Here is a 19,650-nt window from a genome sequence, read left to right on the forward strand (position 1 = left end):
CTATAAGGGAGTGCCTTTTGTGATCTTTATGATTGCGAAGCTTGGGTGAGTTCGGTAAACAAACTTTCTAGGTTTTTATTTTTTCTGCTCAATTGTAGCGTTTTTAATTCGTTGTCATGGGCAAAGTCGAAAACCACGGCTCGCATATCCTTAGTGGTGTCAAAAGTTATCTCATAGATAAACCCACCGGTATTGATAACATTGGTAGCGTAGGGTAGTTTCTTAAGAAATGCTTCTTCAACCCTAAAATCAAATTCAACCAGTAATACTTGTTCTTCGTCCTTTCTAAGATCCGATAGCCTTTTATCGGCGACTAGGCATCCTTTGTCAATAATGAGCACCCGATCGCAAACAGCTTCTACCTCTTTCATAATATGTGTCGATAGTAGAATGGTTTTTTCTTTCCCGATTTCCAGAATTAATTTTCTGATTTCAAGCAACTGGTTAGGATCCAGACCTGTAGTGGGTTCGTCTAAGATTAAGACTTTCGGATCGTGTAAAAGGGCAGCGGCCAGGCCTACTCTTTGGCGATACCCCTTAGAAAGTTGTCCTATTTTTTTATGGGCTTCCGGTCCTAGCCCCGTTTGTTCAATTACTGTAGAAATATTCTCCTTACTAACCTTATATACCTCGGCATTGAAATTTAAGTATTCCTTTACATACATATCTAGGTATAATGGGTTGTGTTCCGCGAGGTAACCAATACTCTTTTGGACATTCTTTTTATCCTTGGCTACATCGAATGAATTTACATAGGCCTCACCGCTATCGGCCTGGTGATAGGTCGTTAATACCTTCATCATGGTAGATTTTCCTGCCCCATTAGGACCTAAGAAGCCTACAATCTCACCTTTGTTAATGGTAAAGCTAACGTTATTCAGGGCTTTTGTGTTGCCAAAGGATTTACTGATGTTTTTTACGGTAATCGACATAGCGTGTGTTTTGATCAAAAATAAAGCAAAATAATGAAAGGGAGATTTGAAAGATAGTTATTCTTAAAATAGCTGATTTACAGTTCTTCTGGAGTCATTGTAGCCTTCAAAAAGACCATTTTGGAAATGTAGGGGTTCAATATTCGTAAATTTAGGCGGTACTTATAGGAAGAATTCATAAAAATGTTCCACTGAAAATAAATATTGTAAAAAAAAGATGTTTAGCGAAGCAGTTTTTTAAATTTAATGATTACTTTAGCTGAACATTTACGAATAATGACAAAACAATATTTCTGGATCGGTTTTTATTTTAACTTCTTTTTTCAAAGAGGCATGGGACTGTTCTAGCATATTTTAAAGTATATATATAGATAAAAGTCCCGTGAAAACTGGGACTTTTTTTTTGGAATAAATTGATTGAAGTTTCCCTTTAGGAAAAAAAGAAATGGCATTGAAAATAGCGATACAAGGAATAAAAGGTTCAAATCACCATCAGGTTGCAAGGGACTATTTTGGGGATGAAGTAGATTTGGTAGAATGTTCGTCATTTGACCTTTTGGTAGAACATTTATTGAATAAAACAGCAGATAAGGGAATTATGGCCATAGAAAATTCTATTGCCGGATCTATTATTCCTAATTACGCCTTAGTGTTTAGTAAAAACCTTCATATTATAGGGGAACACTATTTAAATATCCATCATAATTTGATGGTATTGAAGGGGCAGACCTTAGAGGATATTAAAGAAGTGCATTCGCATCCTATGGCACTGTTGCAATGCAAGGACTTTTTTAGGAATTATAAACATATTAAATTGGTAGAGGATGTAGATACTGCAGAGACCGCCAAGAGAATTCAAGAGGGGCAATTAAGGGGAATAGCGGCCATAGCGCCTAAGGTTGCGGCAGAATTGTACGATTTAGAGATCATCGAGGCCAACATTCAGACCATAAAGGACAACTCTACCAGATTTATTGTGGTAAAGACTCAAAATAAAGTTTTGCCCGAATCTGCCATCAATAAGGCATCTGTACGATTTATTACAGATCATAAACGAGGGAGTTTGGCAGCTATATTAAATGTGATGAGCGATTGTAATTTAAACCTAACAAAAATACAATCCCTACCAGTGATAGAAATGCCGTGGAAATATTCCTTTTTTGTGGATGTTACCTTTGAGAAGTACAAAAATTTTGAAAAGGCAAAAGCCCTTTTACAGATTATGTCAGAAGAATTTAAAGTTTTAGGAGAATATAAAAATGCAAGAATAATATGATTGCCGCAGACAGACTAAATACCGTTGAAGAGTACTATTTCTCGAAAAAACTTAGAGAGGTAAGAGGATTAATGGCAGAAGGAAGGCCAATAATTAATATGGGTATCGGAAGTCCAGATCTGGATCCGTCCATAGAAGTGCTTAATGTTGTAAAGGAAGCCCTTAACCATGACGGGGCCCACCAATATCAAAGTTATCAGGGCTTGCCAGAATTAAGGGCCTCTTTTGCCAGTTTTTATAAGAATAAATTTGACGTGGTGATTGATCCTGCAACCGAAGTTTTGCCGTTAATGGGATCTAAGGAAGGTATTATGCATATAAGCTTGGCATTTCTAAATCCGGGCGATGAGGTATTGATTCCGAACCCTGGATACCCAACTTATACTTCGGTGACCAATTTAGTAGGGGCAGTAGGGAAATATTATGACTTGGTAGGTGAACAGCAATGGTTTCCGGATTTAGAAAAATTGCAGCAGCAAGATCTTTCTAAGGTAAAAATTATGTGGACCTGTTACCCTCATATGCCAACGGGTGCCACCGCTAGCTTGGAGCAATTACAAAAGCTGGTTGCTTTTGCTAAAAAGAACGATATTTTATTAGTGAACGACAACCCTTATAGTTTTGTGTTAAATGACAACCCTATAAGTATATTAAATATAGAGGGTGCCAAGGAGGTAGCCATAGAGCTAAACTCACTAAGCAAGACCTTCAATATGGCCGGATGGCGTGTTGGAATGATATTAGGGAATGCAGACCATATTAATGCCGTTTTAAAGGTAAAGAGCAATATGGATTCGGGAATGTTTTACGGCATTCAAAAAGGCGCCATAGCAGCATTAAATAGTGACGATTCTTGGTTTAAGGAATTAAATAAAATTTATGGCCAAAGAAGGGATTTAATCTATTTGCTGGCCGATAAGCTAAACTGTGTGTACGATAAAAATTCGGTAGGGATGTTTGTTTGGGCTAAATTGCCCGAAGGAATCCAATCGGCAGAGAAGTTTATCGATGAGGTCTTGTACGATAAAAATATCTTTATTACTCCTGGGACCATTTTTGGATCTAATGGAGAAGGATATATCAGGTTCTCCCTGTGTGTGACAGCCGAGAAAATTAAAGAGGCGATAAGTAGATTTTAAACGGCCTTAGTGTCCATAATAAGGACAACATAAGATAGCTGTTTTGTAAAACTGAAATATAGAATATAGAGGCAAAGTAAAGTGGCCAACAGAGTCGGTCAGTCTTTACCCTAAAAGCTAAAAGAAATATGAATTTATTTGTAATCGGAATTGGGCTCATTGGGGGGTCTATGGCAAAAGACGTAAAACGTCTGCGTCCCAATACCAAAATTTTTGGAATAGATGCCATTGAAGCGCATCTGGAAGAGGCCTTGTCTTTGTCCCTGATCGATGAGAAGTCGGATTATAGCGAGCTTCATAAGGCCGATATGGTAATGGTCAGTATTCCTGTAGACGTAATGGTACAGGAATTGCCCAAAATATTGGATGCGGTAAACGACGATGCCGTGGTCATCGATGCGGGGTCTACCAAAGCCTTAATTTGCAGTGTTTTGGAAGATCATCCTAAAAGAAGAAACTTTTTGGCCTGCCACCCGATCTCGGGAACAGAATTTTCTGGTCCTTCGGCAGCGATTGAAGGTTTGTATTATGGAAAAACAAATATTATTTGTGAGGTAGAAAAAACGGCCTTTAAACTACAGGAAAGAGCATTGGAGCTCTTTCAGGAATTAGGAATGCGCATCCGTTATATGAATCCTAAGGCACATGACAAGCATATTGCTTATGTTTCTCATTTATCACACATTAGTTCATTTATGTTAGGAAAGACGGTTATTGAAAAAGAGAAGAATGAACGTGATATTTTTGACATGGCGGGAAGTGGATTTGAAAGCACGGTGCGCTTGGCAAAAAGTTCCCCTGCCATGTGGACGCCTATTTTTCGACAAAATAAGGAGAACGTGGTAGAAACCTTAGGGGAGTATATCCAAAACCTCCAAGCTTTCGAAAAAATGCTGATCGCAGATGATTACGAAGGCATTTATAAAGAAATGACCAGTACCAATAAGATTAAAGAAATATTAAACGGAATACCACTTAACAAAAAAAGAGTATAGAAATGGAAAATTCAAAACAAATGAGAACATGGTTGGACGATATGAAATTGGACCATCCATTAGTAATTGCCGGACCATGTAGTGCGGAAACAGAGGAGCAAGTACTAAGGATTGCCCACGAGTTAAAAGATACAGACGTCAATTATTTCCGTGCTGGTATTTGGAAACCAAGAACGCGTCCAGGAATGTTTGAAGGAGTAGGATCTTTAGGTTTAAAGTGGTTACAAAAAGTAAAGGAAGAAACGGGTATGAAAACGGCTACGGAAGTTGCTAACAAAGCCCATGTAGAATTGGCTTTGGAGCACGATGTAGATCTGCTTTGGATTGGTGCACGTTCTACGGTTAGTCCGTTTATAATTCAAGAAATTGCCGATGCCTTAAAAGGGACCGATAAAATAGTTTTGGTGAAAAACCCGGTAAACCCGGATTTAGCCTTGTGGTTAGGAGCTGTGGAGCGTTTGCATACGGCCGATATCAAAAACCTAGGGGTTATTCATAGAGGATTCTCTACTTATGAGAAAACAAAATACAGAAATATTCCAGAGTGGCAAATGGCTATTGAGTTACAGACAAAATTCCCTGATTTGCCAATCATTAACGACCCATCACATATTACTGGTAACAGAGATATGATCTTTGATGTATCGCAAACAGCATTGGATCTAAATTTCGACGGATTAATGATCGAAACGCATTTCGATCCTGATAATGCATGGAGTGATGCTGCACAACAAGTAACTCCAGCGAAATTGGTGCAAATCATGAAAGATTTGAAAATCAGAAAAGAGACCAACGAAGAAATGGAATACAATAGCAAGCTAACAAATCTAAGAGCACAGATTGATGTTATTGACAATCAATTAATCGATACTCTTGGGAAAAGAATGAAGATAGCTGATGGTATTGGAGCTCTTAAAAAACAAAAGAACGTTGCCGTATTACAAAGCAATAGATGGAACGCTATTTTAGGCAATATGATCTTGGAAGGAGAATCTAAAGGATTGAGCGAAGAATTCATTCTTAAAATGTTCAAAGCAATTCACCAAGAATCGATCAACCACCAAGAGAAAATTATCAACTCTTAAGTAGTTGACCAAAGTTTCTCTTGATTCTTAAATATAAAAACCCGCTTTTAGAGCGGGTTTTTTAGTGTTAGAGCGTTGCAAAAAGTTAATTGTTTCCTTAATTAGATGTAGCGAATTAACTTTTTTTTCATCTTTACCTTAAATAATGAAAAACACTAAGCTCCGCACTGCCATGCGTCATTAAGGGCATGTCGATGTAGAGTGTATATTAAACAAAAACTATATGAAAAATATTGTAGCAATCGGGATACTGTTCTTGACTTTTAATGCTTTTTCTCAACGTGTTGTAGATAAGGCAGTAGGTGATTTTAATGAAATAAAAGTCTATGATCTAATCGAAGTAAAGCTGATTAAATCTGATGAAAACAGGGTGGTGGTCAAAGGTAATAAGGCCGATGATTTACAGGTTATCAATAAAAATGGCGTGCTTAAAATAAGGATGCAGTTAGATAAGAAATTTAGTGGAGAAGACACTTTTGTAGAAGTACACTTTACCGATCTCGATTTGATTGATGGGAATGAAGGTGCAAAAATTAACCTTGCAGAAACCCTGGAACAATCTAAAATAGAATTAAAAACTCAGGAAGGCGCCAAGATTACGGCAAAATTAGATGTCGAAAATGTTGTGGTACGTGCAGTTACGGGTGGAATCGTGGAAGTGACGGGAAAAACCAAATTTGAGGAGGTAGTACTCAATACCGGAGGTGTTTTCTTAGGGAAGGATTTAAAAAGTGAAATGGCGAACATAAAAATTACCGCAGCCGGGGAGGCCAATATCAATACTTCTGAAAAAGTAGATATTAATATTAGAATCGGTGGAGATGTAAAAGTTTATGGGAATCCTAAAGAAATTAATCAAAATACCTTTGCAGGAGGTAGGGTGAAAATTATCAAGTAAGCCCTGTTGTTGCAATGTTAAAAGCCCAATGGATTCCATTGGGCTTTTGGTTTTTTAGGCCTCATCGTAATTTCGTTTCGACTACAATTTACAAAGTATGTACAATACCTTACTACTTTGAATTCGCCTTCTGTTAATAGTCCGCTCTTGAAGAAAATATTATTAGAGGCATTGGGACGGGGATTTTGCCTAAAAATGCCGGTGTGTTTTTAAGTGTTTTATAAGAGTGATTACCTTAAATAGCTTTAGGAAGCTGCCTTTTTAAAAGGTAGTATAAAACTAAAGTTGTTTCTTTGTATAAAATCTGTTAGTAATTTTTAATGAAAGGAACCGTATATAAATCTACCGGGAGTTGGTATAGCGTAAAAGCCGAAGACGGAACATTTTACGAATGCCGAATAAAGGGTAAATTCCGTCTTAAAGGTATTAAAAGTACAAATCCAGTTTCCGTAGGAGACCTGGTAACCTTTGATATAGAAGATCAGGGCGATGAGGTAAGGGGTGTTATCACGGATATAGAGGAACGGAAAAACTATATCATTAGGAAATCCGTAAACCTTTCTAAACAGACCCATATAATAGCAGCTAATTTAGATGAGGTGTTTTTGCTGGTGACACTTAATAATCCGCCTACCTCTACTAGCTTTATAGACCGGTTTTTGGTGACTTCTGAAGCCTATGGGATTCCAGCTATTCTGTTGTTCAATAAAATAGATAGCTATAAGGACGAAGAATTGGACGAAGTAAAGTATTTGGCAGCGATGTATCGAGAAATTGGGTATAAATGCCTAGGTATATCAGCGGTAAGTGGAAAGAATGTCGATAAGGTGAAGGAATTGATGAAGGGGAAAACAAGTATGTTTTCGGGGCATTCTGGTGTTGGGAAATCTACGTTGGTAAACGCTATAGAACCTAATTTAGATCTTAAAACCAAGCAAATTTCTGAGCAACATTTACAAGGAAAGCACACTACCACCTTTGCAGAAATGTTCGACTTAGAGTTTGGGGCGCAAATTATTGATACGCCAGGGATTAAAGGGTTCGGGATTGTAGATATGGAAAAGGAAGAGATTGGTGGGTATTTTCCGGAATTCTTTAAATTAAAAAACGAATGTAAGTTTAACAACTGCTTGCATATCGATGAGCCACATTGTGCAGTAAAAAAAGCTTTAGACGAGAATGAGATAGCTTGGAGTAGGTATAGAAGCTATGTACAGATGGTTAATGGGGAGCAAGAAAATTATAGAGTAGATATTTACGGAGAAAAGTAATGAGGGCAGTTATTCAAAGGGTAACCCAAGCTAGTGTTACCGTTAATGAAGAAATTATTTCTGAAATCGGCTCCGGTCTTTTGGTGCTTTTAGGAATAGAAAGTGAAGACACAGAAGAAGATATTATTTGGTTGTCTAAAAAAGTTGCCAATCTAAGAGTTTTTAATGATGAGGAAGGGGTTATGAACCAATCCCTATTACAGGTCAATGGCGATGCTATTGTCGTAAGTCAGTTTACCCTTCATGCTGCAACCAAAAAAGGCAATAGGCCTAGTTATATCAAGGCAGCAAGGCCAGATATAGCTATTCCGGTATATGAGAAATTTGTAGAACGATTGGAGTTAGATCTAGACAAAAAAGTGGGTACAGGCGTTTTTGGGGCCGATATGAAGGTAGCCCTCCTAAACGACGGACCGGTAACCATACAGATAGATACTAAAAATAAGGAATAATGAATATAGAAAATGCACAGCTCGCTGTAGATGAATGGATAAAAGAACATGGGGTTCGCTATTTTAATGAACTAACCAATATGGCACAGCTCACCGAAGAAGTGGGGGAAGTAGCCCGTATTATTGCCAGACGTTATGGTGAGCAAAGTGAAAAAGAATCTGATAAAAATAAGGACCTAGGTGAAGAACTTGCCGATGTGGTGTTTGTAGTATTGTGTTTGGCCAATCAAACAGGAGTTGACTTGCAGCGAGCCTTTGATAAAAAGTTGGATCTAAAGACACGTCGCGATCATGATAGGCATCACAACAATAAAAAGCTGAAATAGTAGTATATTTGTTGTTATGCTCTTTGAGCACAAGACCTAAATATAAATTGCCAATACTAAAGTTTTAAAATACATAAATACATTGAAACTACATTTATCTGCCCCTTCGAACACTCTTTTTACATCGAACATAAAAATAACAGGTTCTAAAAGTGAATCTAATAGATTATTGCTTTTACAGGCATTGTTCCCAAGTATAACCATAAAAAACCTTTCTAATTCCGACGATGCCGAGGTAATGCAAAAAGGCTTGCAAATAAGCAACGGTGTTGTCGATATTCACCATGCAGGTACTGCCATGCGCTTTTTAACGGCCTATTTCGCTTCCCAACCAGGGAAGGAAGTGACCCTTACAGGATCGCAACGAATGACAGAAAGGCCTATTAAAGTTTTGGTAGAGGCCTTAAAGGCATTGGGCGCCGATATTACTTATGTTAAAAATGATGGATATCCGCCTATTAAAATAAAAGGTCAAAAATTAGTGGAACACAAGGTGAGTTTGCCTGCTGATATCAGTAGCCAATATATTTCTGCCTTGTTATTGATAGCGCCTGGATTAGAAAACGGATTGGAATTGGAGTTGGTAGGTAAGATTACTTCAGTGCCCTATATAAAAATGACCCTAGGATTATTGTCTCAGATAGGAGTAGAAAGCTCCTTTGAAGGGAACACTATTAGGGTATTTCCAAAAGATGCCATAACTCCTAAAACTTTGGTAGTAGAATCGGACTGGAGTTCGGCTTCATACTTTTATAGTATCGCTGCACTGTCAGAGGTAGGTAGTGAAATAGAACTATCGGCTTACAAAAAGGATAGTTTGCAAGGAGATAGTGTTTTATCAGAAATTTATAAATCTTTTGGAGTAGAAAGCGAATTTAAGGAGAACCAAGTTGTTTTAAAAAAGGTCCGTAGTGAAATTTCAGAACCTATAGAGATCGATTTAAGCAATGCTCCGGATATAGCGCAGACTATAGCAGTTACTTGTTTTGGTTTGGGCGTTGGTTGCCATCTTACAGGATTGCATACCCTTAAAATTAAGGAAACAGATAGGCTAGAAGCCTTAAAAACAGAACTGACAAAACTTGGGGCAACGATAAGCGTTACAGATAAATGCCTAAGCTTGTCGGCTTCGGAAACTATCAACAGCGAAATTGCTATAGATACCTATAACGACCATAGAATGGCCATGGCTTTTGCTCCCCTTGCATTAAAAACAAGCTTGTTTGTCAACGATGCGGAAGTGGTATCCAAGTCCTATCCCGACTTTTGGAATGATATGGAAGCGCTAAAAATTAAAGTAGGAAAGTAGGCCAATTTTATTTAAATCGGTATTTACTTGACAACGCTACCATTAGCATCGTATATTTGCATTCTCTAAAAACATTAATTAAAAATAAGGTATTTAATAAATGAAATTATCACACTTCAATTTTGAACTTCCAGACGGCTTATTAGCAGAATACCCTTCAGAAAACAGGGACGAATCCAAATTAATGGTCGTTCATAGGGAAACAGGGAAAATAGAACATAAGATGTTTAAAGATCTTATTAACTATTTTGATGAGGGAGATGTGATGGTACTTAATAATACCAAAGTTTTTCCTGCCAGATTATATGGAAACAAGGAAAAGACCGGCGCTAGAATCGAGGTTTTTTTATTGAGAGAATTAAATGAAGAACAACGTCTTTGGGATGTATTGGTAGATCCGGCACGTAAGATTCGAATAGGAAACAAATTGTATTTTGGAGATGATGATACCTTGGTTGCCGAGGTAATAGACAATACCACCTCTAGGGGTAGAACTTTACGTTTCTTATACGATGGGTCTTATACCGATTTTAGAAGGAAATTGAAAGAGTTAGGAGAAACTCCTTTGCCGAAATATATTAAAAGAGATGTTGAGCCAGAAGATGAAAAACGTTATCAGACTATTTATGCCAAGCATGAAGGAGCGGTAGCAGCACCAACGGCCGGTTTGCATTTTTCTAAACATTTATTAAAAAGGCTAGAAATTAAAGGTGTAGATTTCGCAGAGGTAACCCTACACGTAGGATTGGGAACTTTTAATCCGGTAGAGGTAGAGGATCTATCCAAGCATAAGATGGACAGTGAAGAACTGATCATAGAGGAAAAGGCTACGGAAATCGTAAACAACGCAAAACTTAAGAAACGTAGGGTTTGTGCTGTAGGTACTACCGCTATGCGAGCTTTGGAAAGTGCTGTTTCATCGAAACAAACATTAAATACTTTCGAAGGATGGACCAATAAATTTGTGTTCCCTCCGTACGATTTTAGCATCGCCAATGCGATGATAACCAACTTTCATTTACCAAAATCGACCCTTTTAATGATGGTTTCGGCCTTTATGGGACACGATTTAATGAAGAAGGCGTACAAAGAAGCAATCTTGGAAGAATATAAGTTTTATTCTTACGGAGATGCTATGTTAATCATATAAGCTTATAAATTTCAGATCAAATCCCGTCAGTCTATAAGTTAAATCAGGATTGACGGGATTTTTTTATAGAAACAATTATCTTTATAAAGTGGAAATCGCAAAAAAGAAAAGAGATATTAGGGCATTTACCAAAGAACAACTTAGGACGTTCTTTGAGACCAACGGGGATCAACCTTTTAGAGGGAATCAAGTCTATGAATGGTTGTGGCAAAAGTCTGCCCATACCTTTGAAGACATGACCAATCTTTCTAAAAAAACCAGGGAAATGCTCCATGATAACTTTGTGATCAACCACATTAAAGTCGATCAAATGCAGCGCAGTTCGGACGGTACCATCAAAAATGCGGTCCGCTTGCACGATGATCTTATCGTAGAGTCTGTTTTAATTCCTACTAAAACCAGAACTACTGCTTGTGTCTCTAGTCAGGTTGGTTGTAGTTTGGATTGTAAGTTTTGTGCAACATCACGGCTTAAACGAATGCGGAATTTAAATCCAGATGAAATTTATGACCAAGTAGTTGCTATAGACAACGAAAGTAGGTTGTATTTTGATAGGCCGTTGAGCAATATCGTTTTTATGGGGATGGGAGAGCCTCTGATGAATTATAACAATGTCTTAAAAGCTATTGATAAGATTACCTCTCCAGAGGGCTTGGGCATGTCTCCAAAACGAATTACCGTTTCTACCTCGGGGGTGCCTAAGATGATTCGTAAAATGGCCGATGAAGAAGTTAAATTTAAGCTCGCAGTATCCCTACATTCGGCTATCGATGAAATAAGGACTTCCATAATGCCTTTTAATGCCACTTTTACATTAAAAGATTTAAGGGAGGCACTAGAGTATTGGTATCAAAAAACAAAAAGTAGGATTACTTACGAATATGTGGTTTGGGATGGTATCAACGATTCTCAAAAAGATGTGGATGCCTTGGTAGAGTTTTGTCGCTTTGCACCTTCCAAAGTAAATTTGATCGAATACAACCCTATTGACGATGGCGAATTTCAACAAGCCAGCAATAAGGCTATAGAAAGATATGTGGCTACATTGGAAAGAAACGGCATAACGGTTACCGTAAGGCGTTCTAGGGGTAAGGATATTGATGCCGCTTGTGGTCAATTGGCTAATAAGTCTTAATAGAGGGATTTTAATGATCTTATGGCTGATATTAGTATTTTATTTTTCCTAATTTTGAACTTCCGAAAAGGCAACCTCTAATACCTGTATTATTAGCTTGAAAATAGTATCACAAATAAAGGAACCGGTAAATCATGAAATGGAACTATTTGAAAAAAAGTTCTATGAATCCATGTCTTCAAAGGTGGCCTTGCTCAATAGAATCACCTATTATATTGTCAATAGAAAAGGGAAGCAAATGCGTCCTATGTTCGTTTTTTTGGCCGCCAAACTTCTAAATAACGGCGAGGTCAACGAAAGAACTTATAGGGGGGCTTCCGTGATAGAGTTAATCCATACCGCTACATTGGTCCATGATGATGTGGTAGACGATAGCAATAAACGTCGCGGGTTTTTCTCGGTAAATGCGCTGTGGAAAAATAAGATCGCTGTTCTGGTAGGCGATTACTTATTGTCTAAAGGGCTGTTGTTGTCCATAGATAATGAGGATTTTGATTTGTTGAAAATAATTTCTGTCGCCGTTCGCGAAATGAGTGAGGGAGAATTGTTGCAAATTGAAAAAGCAAGACGATTAGATATCACCGAGGATGTGTATTACGATATCATCCGTCAAAAAACTGCTACCCTTATCGCGGCCTGTTGTAGTTTGGGGGCTTGCTCGGTAAAACCGGGATCTACAGACGTAGAGACCTTTCGGAAATTTGGCGAGCTCATAGGAATGGCTTTTCAGATAAAAGACGATTTGTTCGACTATGGGGAAGAGCAAATAGGAAAACCGACCGGGATAGATATCAAGGAACAGAAAATGACCTTGCCTTTAATACATGTTCTGAACAATTGTACTAAAAGTGAGAAAAAATGGTTGATTAATTCTATTAAAAACCACAACAAGGATAAAAAACGGGTGAAGGAAGTCATCGGTTTTGTAAAAGAAAATGGCGGTTTGGAGTATGCGGTAAAAAAGATGCTTGCGTATAAGCAAGAGGCTTTAAACTTATTGGCGGCCTACCCTGATTCCGATTATAAAAATTCACTAGAGCTTATGGTGAATTATGTTGTAGATAGGAAAAAATAGAATCCTTTACATTTAAAAATCTATACGAACGACAATTTAATCACCTCTGTTTTACTACTTGGCACTTTATTAGGGAATGCCAAAGGGGGTAAGTAGGGCAGCTTAACGGCTAGAATTTAATTTTTCTTCATTTTGCTAAAGCTCTGTTTGTCTTTCAGAATTTCACGGCTTAAGATGAAAGTAAAAGGCTCCAGATAAAAGCGTGTAGAAGCCTAATCAATATCTAAATTCATTCATCTTTATTAAAATAATTTGGGCGTTCCCTCCTTCGTCGGTCGGGCGCTACGCTATATCCCTTGCTTTGCTGCGGGGATGCCGCTGCGATCCCTAACGCAAAAAATGAGTAAGGAATAAATAGGGGAGACCATACGGTATGCGGTGTGCCTTTTAAGAAGTCTATAGAGCAAGAATTTTAAATATAACACCGTTACAAGACACAAAGGAAGGAATTTGGGAAAGCTACAATAGTTTAAGATAGGTTCCTTTTTCAGATAAAATAGCATCGCTTTACTAAAATTTATGTGCTAATCGGGGCAAGGTGTTATTGCAGGCAAACAAGAGGTAGGGTCTAAAGCAGGTTTGCGATTGTTTAAGCAGTGTTGGTAGAATTGCGAGGTGTCTGGGTGGTTTGAGTGTAAAGCCTATTTAGGAAGCTTTTTTTGGTCCTCGAGATGTTGCTGCATCGCTGGGGTGAATTCTTTTTCGAAATATACTTTCTTGCAGTGAGAGCACTGTATTTCTGTAGAGGTGCTGATTTTAAAAAGGGAGATCCAAAATATATGAAAATAGGAGGAATGAGAAGTAGCTGTCAGGGTATTGTTTATTTGGCAGTAGGGGCAAGGTATTCCGCTTAGGACTTGGGACGATGTTTTGCCGGGTTTGGTGCCAAGGAATAATATCATAGTTGTAGGGTGCTTTTAAAACTTATTTAGGAGCTTAAATCCTTTAAAAAATGCTGCAGTCTTAGGTTTTCTGACGCTTACAAAAATAGTACCTTTGAAGTTGTAAAAACAAATATTTTGATTTCAAAAACTACTATCGACAAAGTATACGAAACCGCTCGTTTAGAAGAGGTGATCGGAGATTTTGTACAATTGAAAAAATCGGGTTCCAATTTCAAAGGCCTTAGTCCATTTAGTGACGAGCGTTCCCCTAGTTTTATGGTCTCACCGGTAAAACAGATTTGGAAAGACTTTAGTAGTGGAAAAGGGGGTAACGTGGTTGCCTTCTTAATGGAACACGAGCATTTTACCTATCCCGAAGCTATAAAATACCTCGCTAAAAAATACAATATTGAAGTAGAGGAAACAGAACAGAGCAATGAGCAAAAAGAACAGGCCGATGAAAGGGAAAGCATGTACCTGGTGTCTGGATATGCCCAAAAATATTTTTCGGAGGTACTGTGGGAACGAGAACTGGGAAAGGCTATTGGGTTGAGTTATTTTAAAGAACGAGGATTTACCGATGATACTATTAAAAAATTCGAACTAGGGTATTGTTTAGATCAATGGGATAGCTTTAGTAAAACAGCCTTGAATAAAGGCTATCAGTTAGAGTATTTGGAGAAAACCGGACTTTCTATAGTGAAGTCAGATGCTAAAGATCCCACTAATAGCCGGACTTTTGATAGGTTTAAGGGTAGGGTGATGTTTCCTATTCATAGTATGAGCGGTAGGGTGTTAGGTTTTGGTGGACGTATTTTGTCCAATGATAAAAAAGCGGCAAAATATTTAAATTCTCCCGAGAGCGATATCTATCATAAAAGCAAGGTTTTATACGGAATATATTATGCCAAACAAGCTATAGCCAAGGAAGACAATTGTTATTTGGTGGAAGGATATACCGATGTAATTCAATTGTATCAAAGAGGTATCCATAATGTGGTAGCCTCAAGTGGAACTGCATTGACTCCAGATCAAATTAGATTGATCAATAGGCTGACAAAAAACATAACTGTTCTGTTTGATGGGGATGCAGCGGGGTTAAGGGCATCCTTAAGAGGGATAGATCTGATCCTAGAACAAGGAATGAATGTAAAGATTTGCACTTTTCCACAAGGAGAAGATCCAGATAGTTTCGCTAAAAACAACAGCTTGGAAGCGGTAAAGGAATATCTGGCAGAAAACTCCAAGGACTTTATACAGTTTAAAGCTTCTTTGTTGGTAAAGGAAGCTGCCAATGACCCTATTAAAAGAGCCGATACTGTCAGGGATATTATGAACAGTATTTCTAAAATTCCCGATAAGATCCAAAAGGAAGTATATATTCAGGAGTGTGCCAAAATAATGAATATTTCCGAGGCAGTATTGTTTAATACCTTGGCTCAATTGGGGAAAAAGGAAACTTCTGAAAGTGCTAAAAATGTCCAAGCGCAACAGGAGGCTTTTCAGGTTGTTAAAAATGAACCTGCCCAACAAAAAGTAGATGTGCAGTACGAGTTAGAAAGGAAAATTATAGAAGTACTGTTGTTATACGGAGGGATGCGTCAGGAGTTCGAGGATTTGGTGTTAAAGGAAAATGAAAGCGGCGATCTTGTGCTAGAGCCAGAGTCATTGGATGCGCGTGTGTACGAAAAAATATTCTTAGATCTTCAGGATGACGAAATTGAACTGGCCAATGAGCAGTTTAGAAATATCTATTATAAGCTGATCGAAGAATTAAATAAGGACGAGAATTTCTCTGTCAATAAATTCTTGGCAGATTTGGACCAACAATTGGTTTCTGAAATCTCCTCCATTTTAATGGAAGAAGAGAAATATGTACTGCACGATTGGGAGCGAAAAGATATTTTTCCAAAGGAAAAAGAGAAAGGTATTGCCCAATTGGTCAGTGAGACTATTTTAACCCTGAGGTGCTTCCTTATTAAAAAACGGATTAGTAGCCTGCAAACGAATACCCAAGACAGCTTTGATAGTCATAATGAGGTTTTGGAAGAGATCATGAACTATATTCAGCTCAACATGTTGTTGAACAAAAAATTAAATAGAGTGATTTCCTAAAGAAGAAATAAGGTTGTCAATAAAAAAAGCTCCCTATTTTTAAAATAAGGAGCTTTGTTGCTGTTAAGGAGTTTCTTGTGTTTTTAATACAATTCCAGCGCTTTAGCTTGTTGTAGTAAATCTACGATATTGTCTACATTTAATTTACGCATCAATCGTGCCTTGTAGGTACTGACTGTTTTTTCGTTTAAATCTAGGCCTAAAGCTACTTCCTTGTTTCGTTTTCCGCTGGCCAATAGCTTAAGTACCTCGACTTCCCTAGTAGAAAGTTTTCTGAAAAATCTTCTAGGTTTTTGGGTGCTTTCATCAAAGGCTAAACGTTGTGCCAATTCATTGGTAATAAACATACTACCTGCGCTTACTTTTCTGATAGCGCTTAGGATATAATCTACATCCGATGCTTTGGAAAGATATCCGAAAGCTCCTGCGCGAATAGTACTAAGAGCATATACATCTTCCGATTGACCGCTGTATATAATAACCTTAATAGAAGGGTGTTCTTTTTTTAGTTTTCTAAGGGTAGCAATTCCGTTAATTTCAGGAATATCCATCTCCAAAAGAACAATGTCTGGAGTTAAAGTTTCAAGTTGTTGAAATAATTCTGTTGTTGTTGAGGCATCAGCAATGACTTCAATATCGGAAACTGGTTCTAAAACTTGTCTTACACCCATCCGAATGATAGGGTGATTGTCTGCAACTAAAATTTTGATCATCTTGAATTATTTTTCTTTATTTCACCATCAATATTCCGCAACAATAAAAACGTTCAAAATATGATATGCAATGTAAGGTTAATTTGGCTTAATTTCAGGGTAAAATTCCTTTTTTTTATTTACATTAAGAAATATTTGGCCTTTTTTTCGACTTAAGTGGTATAATTACTGCTAAAGAGTAAGTTTTAACGTACTAGGGATCTCACAAATTGGAATTGGATTCATTTTGTGTAAGTTAATAGTGTTAAGGCGTTTATAGATTTTAAAAACTTCCTTTTTCCTGTCTTTAAAATCATCCTCGGTTTTTCCGTCTTCCACCATTTCCATCGCCCATTCCAATTCTGGATAGGAAGCTCCGATCTGATCTTCGTCCGTTCTATCATCTCCCCAAAGTCCATCTGTAGGAGCAGCTTGGATAATGTCGTTTTGGATTCCCAATACTTTGGCAATTTCGTAGACTTCGCTTTTTAATAAATCGGCAATCGGACTTAAATCTACTCCGCCATCTCCGTATTTTGTGTAAAATCCGATCCCAAAATCCTCTACCTTGTTCCCTGTTCCTGCAACTAGTAACCTGTCTAAGGCAGCAAAGTAATACAAGGTAGTCATTCGTAGTCGAGCCCTGGTATTTGCAAGGGACATAAATCGCTCTTCTTCATTTTCAACGGTGGGAAGCGCTGCTATTAAACTGTCGAAAACTGGAGTTAAGTTTATTTGTTTTCTGTCTACATTGGGAAAGTTGTCCTGTAGCCAATCGATATGGTTTGAGGCTCGGGTTACTTGGTTTTTGGCCTGGTGTATAGGCATCTCTATACATAGAAGGCTTAGTCCGGTTTTGGCACATAAGGCAGAAGTTACGGCGGAGTCTATTCCCCCGGAAATACCAATGACAAAACCTTTCATATTGGCCTTGTTGGCATACTCTTGTAGCCAGGTTACTATGTGGTCTATAACTTTTTCAGTTTGCATTAGAACATTTAATTAGGTTTAAAAACTTAACTTTGTCGGTAAAAATAAAACCTCTGGTTTAATTAATGAAACTAAAAGAGAATTACTTTATAATGAATTACTTCACACTGTTTTTTGGGATTTTAGTTTTAATGTTTGTCGGTTGTAAGAAAGACGATAAAATTGCCGAGGAAATTTCGAGGGTTAAGGTAGAAATTGATATTTCTAGGTTCGAACGGGAATTTGCTCAGGCCGAGGCCAAGGACATTCCTGTACTAAAACAAAAATATCCATATCTATTTCCTGAACAATACCCAGATAGTGTTTGGGTCCAAAAATTGAATGATAGCCTACAAGTAGAGATTTTAGAACAAGTGGGGCAGGTTTTTCCCGATTTTAATACCGAACAGGAGGAGCTGGAGAGGCTGTTTAAACATATAAAGTATTATTTTCCTAAGGCAAAGGCTCCTAAAGTAATCACTTTAATTTCTGATGTCGATTATCATAATCGTGTTATTTTTGCAGATAGCTTATTGTTGTTAGGCTTGGATAATTACCTAGGGCCTTCCCATAAATTTTATCAAGGAATATCTAGCTATATCGCAGCTGGTTTAGATAAGGGTTTATTGGTTAGTGATGTCTGTAGTGCTTGGGCAAAAACAGTGATTCCGGCTCCTAAAGACCGTAGTTTTTTGTCGCAGCTTATTTATTACGGCAAGGAATTATATCTCAAGGATAAAATAATGCCGTTTAAAAGCGATTTTAATAAAATAGGATATGCCCCGCAACAATTAGATTGGGCGGTAGAAAATGAAGATTATATTTGGCGATATTTTATAGAACGAGAATTGTTGTACAGTACAGACTATGGTTTAAGGGCACGTTTTTTAGACCCAGCACCGTTTTCTAAATTCCGTTTGACCTTAGATAATGAAACGCCAGGAAGAATTGGTCGGTTTGTAGGTTGGCAGATCGTTAGAGCCTTTATGGAAAATAACAAGGTGGGATTGGATGAAATGTTGTCCCTGCCAGAAGAAGAGTTGTTCAAGAAATCGGGCTATAAACCAAAAAAATAAAAGAGGTTATAATTTTAATAAAATAAAAATACATGGCAAAAACGCATACATCCGAAATTACTTTAAAAGTTGAATTGGACGAAAATAGGGTACCGGAAGAGCTGAGTTGGTCTGCTGAAGACGGCGGTATAAAAAATGAAAAAGCAAAGGCAATGCTATTGTCTGTTTGGGATAGTCAAAACCAGGAATCATTGAAAATAGATTTATGGACGAAAGATATGCCTGTCGATGAGATGAAGGTGTTCTTTCATCAGACTTTAGTGTCTTTGTCCGATACCTTTTTTAAGGCTACCCAAGACGAAAAAATGACGGCAACAATGAAGGATTTTTGCGACTATTTTGCAGAAAAACTTGAATTGAAGAAATAAGAGTTTAAAAGGGCGGTCAAAACGCCCTTTTTTTTGGTTGCTCTATTAATGACCAGGTGCTTTTTGCGGTAAAGTTAAGGATAGATAGTTATGGAAGACAAAGAACTGCAGACGGTAAAAACCCTTATGCTGGTGTACAAGGCAGATTCTGGTATTGGAAATGCCATCCTAGATAGTGTACATAAAATTTGGAGTCCAAATACGTATCAATGTAAATTATGTGAATTGACACATGGGGTATTTGTGGAGCGGAAAGTTTGGAAAGAATTCAGGAAAAAAACGGCTGTTCAATTAAATGTGCTTCATAGAGATGAATTCCAAGAACACTATGGAGAAAAATACGGATATAACTTTTCTTTTCCTGTTATTTTATGTGGTCCTATGAATAATCTCCGCGTTTATCTTAGTAGTATAGAAATCAATGCGTTGGAAAGTCCAGAGGATTTAATAAGGTTGATTTTGGGAAAAGAAGAAAAGCGATAAGCATTTTAGCTTTCCTGGAC

The 19,650-nt window shown here is 37.6% G+C and carries 20 protein-coding genes; 16 read left to right on the forward strand and 4 right to left on the reverse strand.

All coding sequences use genetic code 11. The features are described 5' to 3' along the window. Positions 1-26: 26 nt before the first annotated feature. Positions 27-932 carry a gliding motility-associated ABC transporter ATP-binding subunit GldA gene (gene gldA / locus HCG49_RS03740; protein ID WP_168468213.1) on the reverse strand — a complete coding sequence of 302 codons (906 nt, stop codon included), beginning with the start codon at positions 930-932 and terminating at the stop codon, positions 27-29. A gap of 445 nt (positions 933-1,377) precedes the next feature. Between gldA and HCG49_RS03745 the strand changes: the two genes are divergently transcribed. From HCG49_RS03745 to HCG49_RS03800, 12 genes are all read left to right on the forward strand, one after another. Beyond that, positions 1,378-2,208 carry a prephenate dehydratase gene (locus HCG49_RS03745; protein ID WP_168468214.1) on the forward strand — a complete coding sequence of 277 codons (831 nt, stop codon included), beginning with the start codon at positions 1,378-1,380 and terminating at the stop codon, positions 2,206-2,208. Further along, positions 2,205-3,347: a pyridoxal phosphate-dependent aminotransferase gene (locus tag HCG49_RS03750; RefSeq protein WP_168468215.1), complete on the forward strand. Its 1,143-nt coding sequence runs from the start codon at positions 2,205-2,207 to the stop codon at positions 3,345-3,347. Before HCG49_RS03745 ends, HCG49_RS03750 begins: the two co-directional genes overlap by 4 nt. 128 nt (positions 3,348-3,475) lie before the next feature. Further along, positions 3,476-4,342 (forward strand): prephenate dehydrogenase, encoded by an 867-nt coding sequence (locus HCG49_RS03755; RefSeq protein ID WP_168468216.1) that lies wholly within the window; start codon positions 3,476-3,478, stop codon positions 4,340-4,342. A 2-nt stretch (positions 4,343-4,344) separates the two neighbouring features. Further along, on the forward strand, positions 4,345-5,427 hold the full coding sequence (locus HCG49_RS03760; protein WP_168468217.1) for a bifunctional 3-deoxy-7-phosphoheptulonate synthase/chorismate mutase type II: 1,083 nt from the start codon (positions 4,345-4,347) through the stop codon (positions 5,425-5,427). A gap of 223 nt (positions 5,428-5,650) precedes the next feature. After that, on the forward strand, positions 5,651-6,325 hold the full coding sequence (locus tag HCG49_RS03765) for a head GIN domain-containing protein (protein ID WP_168468218.1): 675 nt from the start codon (positions 5,651-5,653) through the stop codon (positions 6,323-6,325). A gap of 320 nt (positions 6,326-6,645) precedes the next feature. Continuing rightward, a complete protein-coding gene (rsgA, locus tag HCG49_RS03770; RefSeq protein WP_168468219.1) occupies positions 6,646-7,596 on the forward strand; it encodes a ribosome small subunit-dependent GTPase A in 951 nt (316 codons plus the stop codon). Then, positions 7,596-8,048 carry a D-aminoacyl-tRNA deacylase gene (gene dtd, locus HCG49_RS03775; RefSeq protein WP_168468220.1) on the forward strand — a complete coding sequence of 151 codons (453 nt, stop codon included), beginning with the start codon at positions 7,596-7,598 and terminating at the stop codon, positions 8,046-8,048. The genes rsgA and dtd overlap by 1 nt, the downstream gene beginning before the upstream one ends. Continuing rightward, positions 8,048-8,374: a nucleotide pyrophosphohydrolase gene (locus HCG49_RS03780; protein ID WP_168468221.1), complete on the forward strand. Its 327-nt coding sequence runs from the start codon at positions 8,048-8,050 to the stop codon at positions 8,372-8,374. Before dtd ends, HCG49_RS03780 begins: the two co-directional genes overlap by 1 nt. An 82-nt stretch (positions 8,375-8,456) precedes the next feature. After that, on the forward strand, positions 8,457-9,683 hold the full coding sequence (locus tag HCG49_RS03785) for a 3-phosphoshikimate 1-carboxyvinyltransferase (protein ID WP_168468222.1): 1,227 nt from the start codon (positions 8,457-8,459) through the stop codon (positions 9,681-9,683). Positions 9,684-9,783: 100 nt separating this feature from the next. Then, positions 9,784-10,833: a tRNA preQ1(34) S-adenosylmethionine ribosyltransferase-isomerase QueA gene (queA, locus tag HCG49_RS03790; RefSeq protein ID WP_168468223.1), complete on the forward strand. Its 1,050-nt coding sequence runs from the start codon at positions 9,784-9,786 to the stop codon at positions 10,831-10,833. A 94-nt stretch (positions 10,834-10,927) separates the two neighbouring features. After that, on the forward strand, positions 10,928-11,968 hold the full coding sequence (rlmN, locus tag HCG49_RS03795; RefSeq protein ID WP_410488982.1) for a 23S rRNA (adenine(2503)-C(2))-methyltransferase RlmN: 1,041 nt from the start codon (positions 10,928-10,930) through the stop codon (positions 11,966-11,968). Positions 11,969-12,065: 97 nt separating this feature from the next. After that, a complete protein-coding gene (locus HCG49_RS03800; RefSeq protein ID WP_168468225.1) occupies positions 12,066-13,043 on the forward strand; it encodes a polyprenyl synthetase family protein in 978 nt (325 codons plus the stop codon). A gap of 641 nt (positions 13,044-13,684) precedes the next feature. Here the strand turns inward: HCG49_RS03800 and HCG49_RS03805 are convergent. Beyond that, positions 13,685-13,945, reverse strand: a complete 261-nt coding sequence (locus HCG49_RS03805; RefSeq protein WP_168468226.1) for a zinc-ribbon domain-containing protein — start codon at positions 13,943-13,945, stop codon at positions 13,685-13,687. Between the two features lie 117 nt (positions 13,946-14,062). Between HCG49_RS03805 and dnaG the strand changes: the two genes are divergently transcribed. Further along, positions 14,063-16,042 (forward strand): DNA primase, encoded by a 1,980-nt coding sequence (dnaG, locus tag HCG49_RS03810; RefSeq protein WP_168468227.1) that lies wholly within the window; start codon positions 14,063-14,065, stop codon positions 16,040-16,042. 83 nt (positions 16,043-16,125) lie between these two features. Here the strand turns inward: dnaG and HCG49_RS03815 are convergent, their stop codons facing one another. Next, positions 16,126-16,755 carry a response regulator transcription factor gene (locus HCG49_RS03815; RefSeq protein ID WP_168468228.1) on the reverse strand — a complete coding sequence of 210 codons (630 nt, stop codon included), beginning with the start codon at positions 16,753-16,755 and terminating at the stop codon, positions 16,126-16,128. A gap of 171 nt (positions 16,756-16,926) precedes the next feature. Then, positions 16,927-17,724: an NAD(+) synthase gene (gene nadE / locus HCG49_RS03820; protein WP_168468229.1), complete on the reverse strand. Its 798-nt coding sequence runs from the start codon at positions 17,722-17,724 to the stop codon at positions 16,927-16,929. A 65-nt stretch (positions 17,725-17,789) separates the two neighbouring features. Here nadE and gldB point away from each other — a divergent pair, with 65 nt between their 5' ends. From gldB to HCG49_RS03835, 3 genes are all read left to right on the forward strand, one after another. Further along, positions 17,790-18,779 carry a gliding motility lipoprotein GldB gene (gene gldB, locus HCG49_RS03825; protein ID WP_240938623.1) on the forward strand — a complete coding sequence of 330 codons (990 nt, stop codon included), beginning with the start codon at positions 17,790-17,792 and terminating at the stop codon, positions 18,777-18,779. Between the two features lie 32 nt (positions 18,780-18,811). Beyond that, a complete protein-coding gene (gene gldC / locus HCG49_RS03830; protein WP_168468230.1) occupies positions 18,812-19,147 on the forward strand; it encodes a gliding motility protein GldC in 336 nt (111 codons plus the stop codon). Between the two features lie 90 nt (positions 19,148-19,237). Continuing rightward, on the forward strand, positions 19,238-19,630 hold the full coding sequence (locus tag HCG49_RS03835) for a GTPase (RefSeq protein WP_168468231.1): 393 nt from the start codon (positions 19,238-19,240) through the stop codon (positions 19,628-19,630). Positions 19,631-19,650: the final 20 nt, after the last annotated feature.

Source organism: Arenibacter sp. 6A1 (assembly GCF_012272855.1).
In the GTDB taxonomy this organism is placed as follows: Bacteria; Bacteroidota; Bacteroidia; order Flavobacteriales; family Flavobacteriaceae; genus Arenibacter.

Excerpts from the sequence above, each read along its gene's own strand:
- gldA (WP_168468213.1), bottom strand. The coding sequence starts at position 932 with ATGTCGATTACCGTAAAAAACATCAGTAAATCCTTTGGCAACACAAAA.
- HCG49_RS03745 (WP_168468214.1), top strand. The coding sequence starts at position 1,378 with ATGGCATTGAAAATAGCGATACAAGGAATAAAAGGTTCAAATCACCAT.
- HCG49_RS03750 (WP_168468215.1), top strand. The coding sequence starts at position 2,205 with ATGATTGCCGCAGACAGACTAAATACCGTTGAAGAGTACTATTTCTCG.
- HCG49_RS03755 (WP_168468216.1), top strand. The coding sequence starts at position 3,476 with ATGAATTTATTTGTAATCGGAATTGGGCTCATTGGGGGGTCTATGGCA.
- HCG49_RS03760 (WP_168468217.1), top strand. The coding sequence starts at position 4,345 with ATGGAAAATTCAAAACAAATGAGAACATGGTTGGACGATATGAAATTG.
- HCG49_RS03765 (WP_168468218.1), top strand. The coding sequence starts at position 5,651 with ATGAAAAATATTGTAGCAATCGGGATACTGTTCTTGACTTTTAATGCT.
- rsgA (WP_168468219.1), top strand. The coding sequence starts at position 6,646 with ATGAAAGGAACCGTATATAAATCTACCGGGAGTTGGTATAGCGTAAAA.
- dtd (WP_168468220.1), top strand. The coding sequence starts at position 7,596 with ATGAGGGCAGTTATTCAAAGGGTAACCCAAGCTAGTGTTACCGTTAAT.
- HCG49_RS03780 (WP_168468221.1), top strand. The coding sequence starts at position 8,048 with ATGAATATAGAAAATGCACAGCTCGCTGTAGATGAATGGATAAAAGAA.
- queA (WP_168468223.1), top strand. The coding sequence starts at position 9,784 with ATGAAATTATCACACTTCAATTTTGAACTTCCAGACGGCTTATTAGCA.
- HCG49_RS03805 (WP_168468226.1), bottom strand. The coding sequence starts at position 13,945 with ATGATATTATTCCTTGGCACCAAACCCGGCAAAACATCGTCCCAAGTC.
- HCG49_RS03815 (WP_168468228.1), bottom strand. The coding sequence starts at position 16,755 with ATGATCAAAATTTTAGTTGCAGACAATCACCCTATCATTCGGATGGGT.
- nadE (WP_168468229.1), bottom strand. The coding sequence starts at position 17,724 with ATGCAAACTGAAAAAGTTATAGACCACATAGTAACCTGGCTACAAGAG.
- gldB (WP_240938623.1), top strand. The coding sequence starts at position 17,790 with ATGAAACTAAAAGAGAATTACTTTATAATGAATTACTTCACACTGTTT.
- gldC (WP_168468230.1), top strand. The coding sequence starts at position 18,812 with ATGGCAAAAACGCATACATCCGAAATTACTTTAAAAGTTGAATTGGAC.
- HCG49_RS03835 (WP_168468231.1), top strand. The coding sequence starts at position 19,238 with ATGGAAGACAAAGAACTGCAGACGGTAAAAACCCTTATGCTGGTGTAC.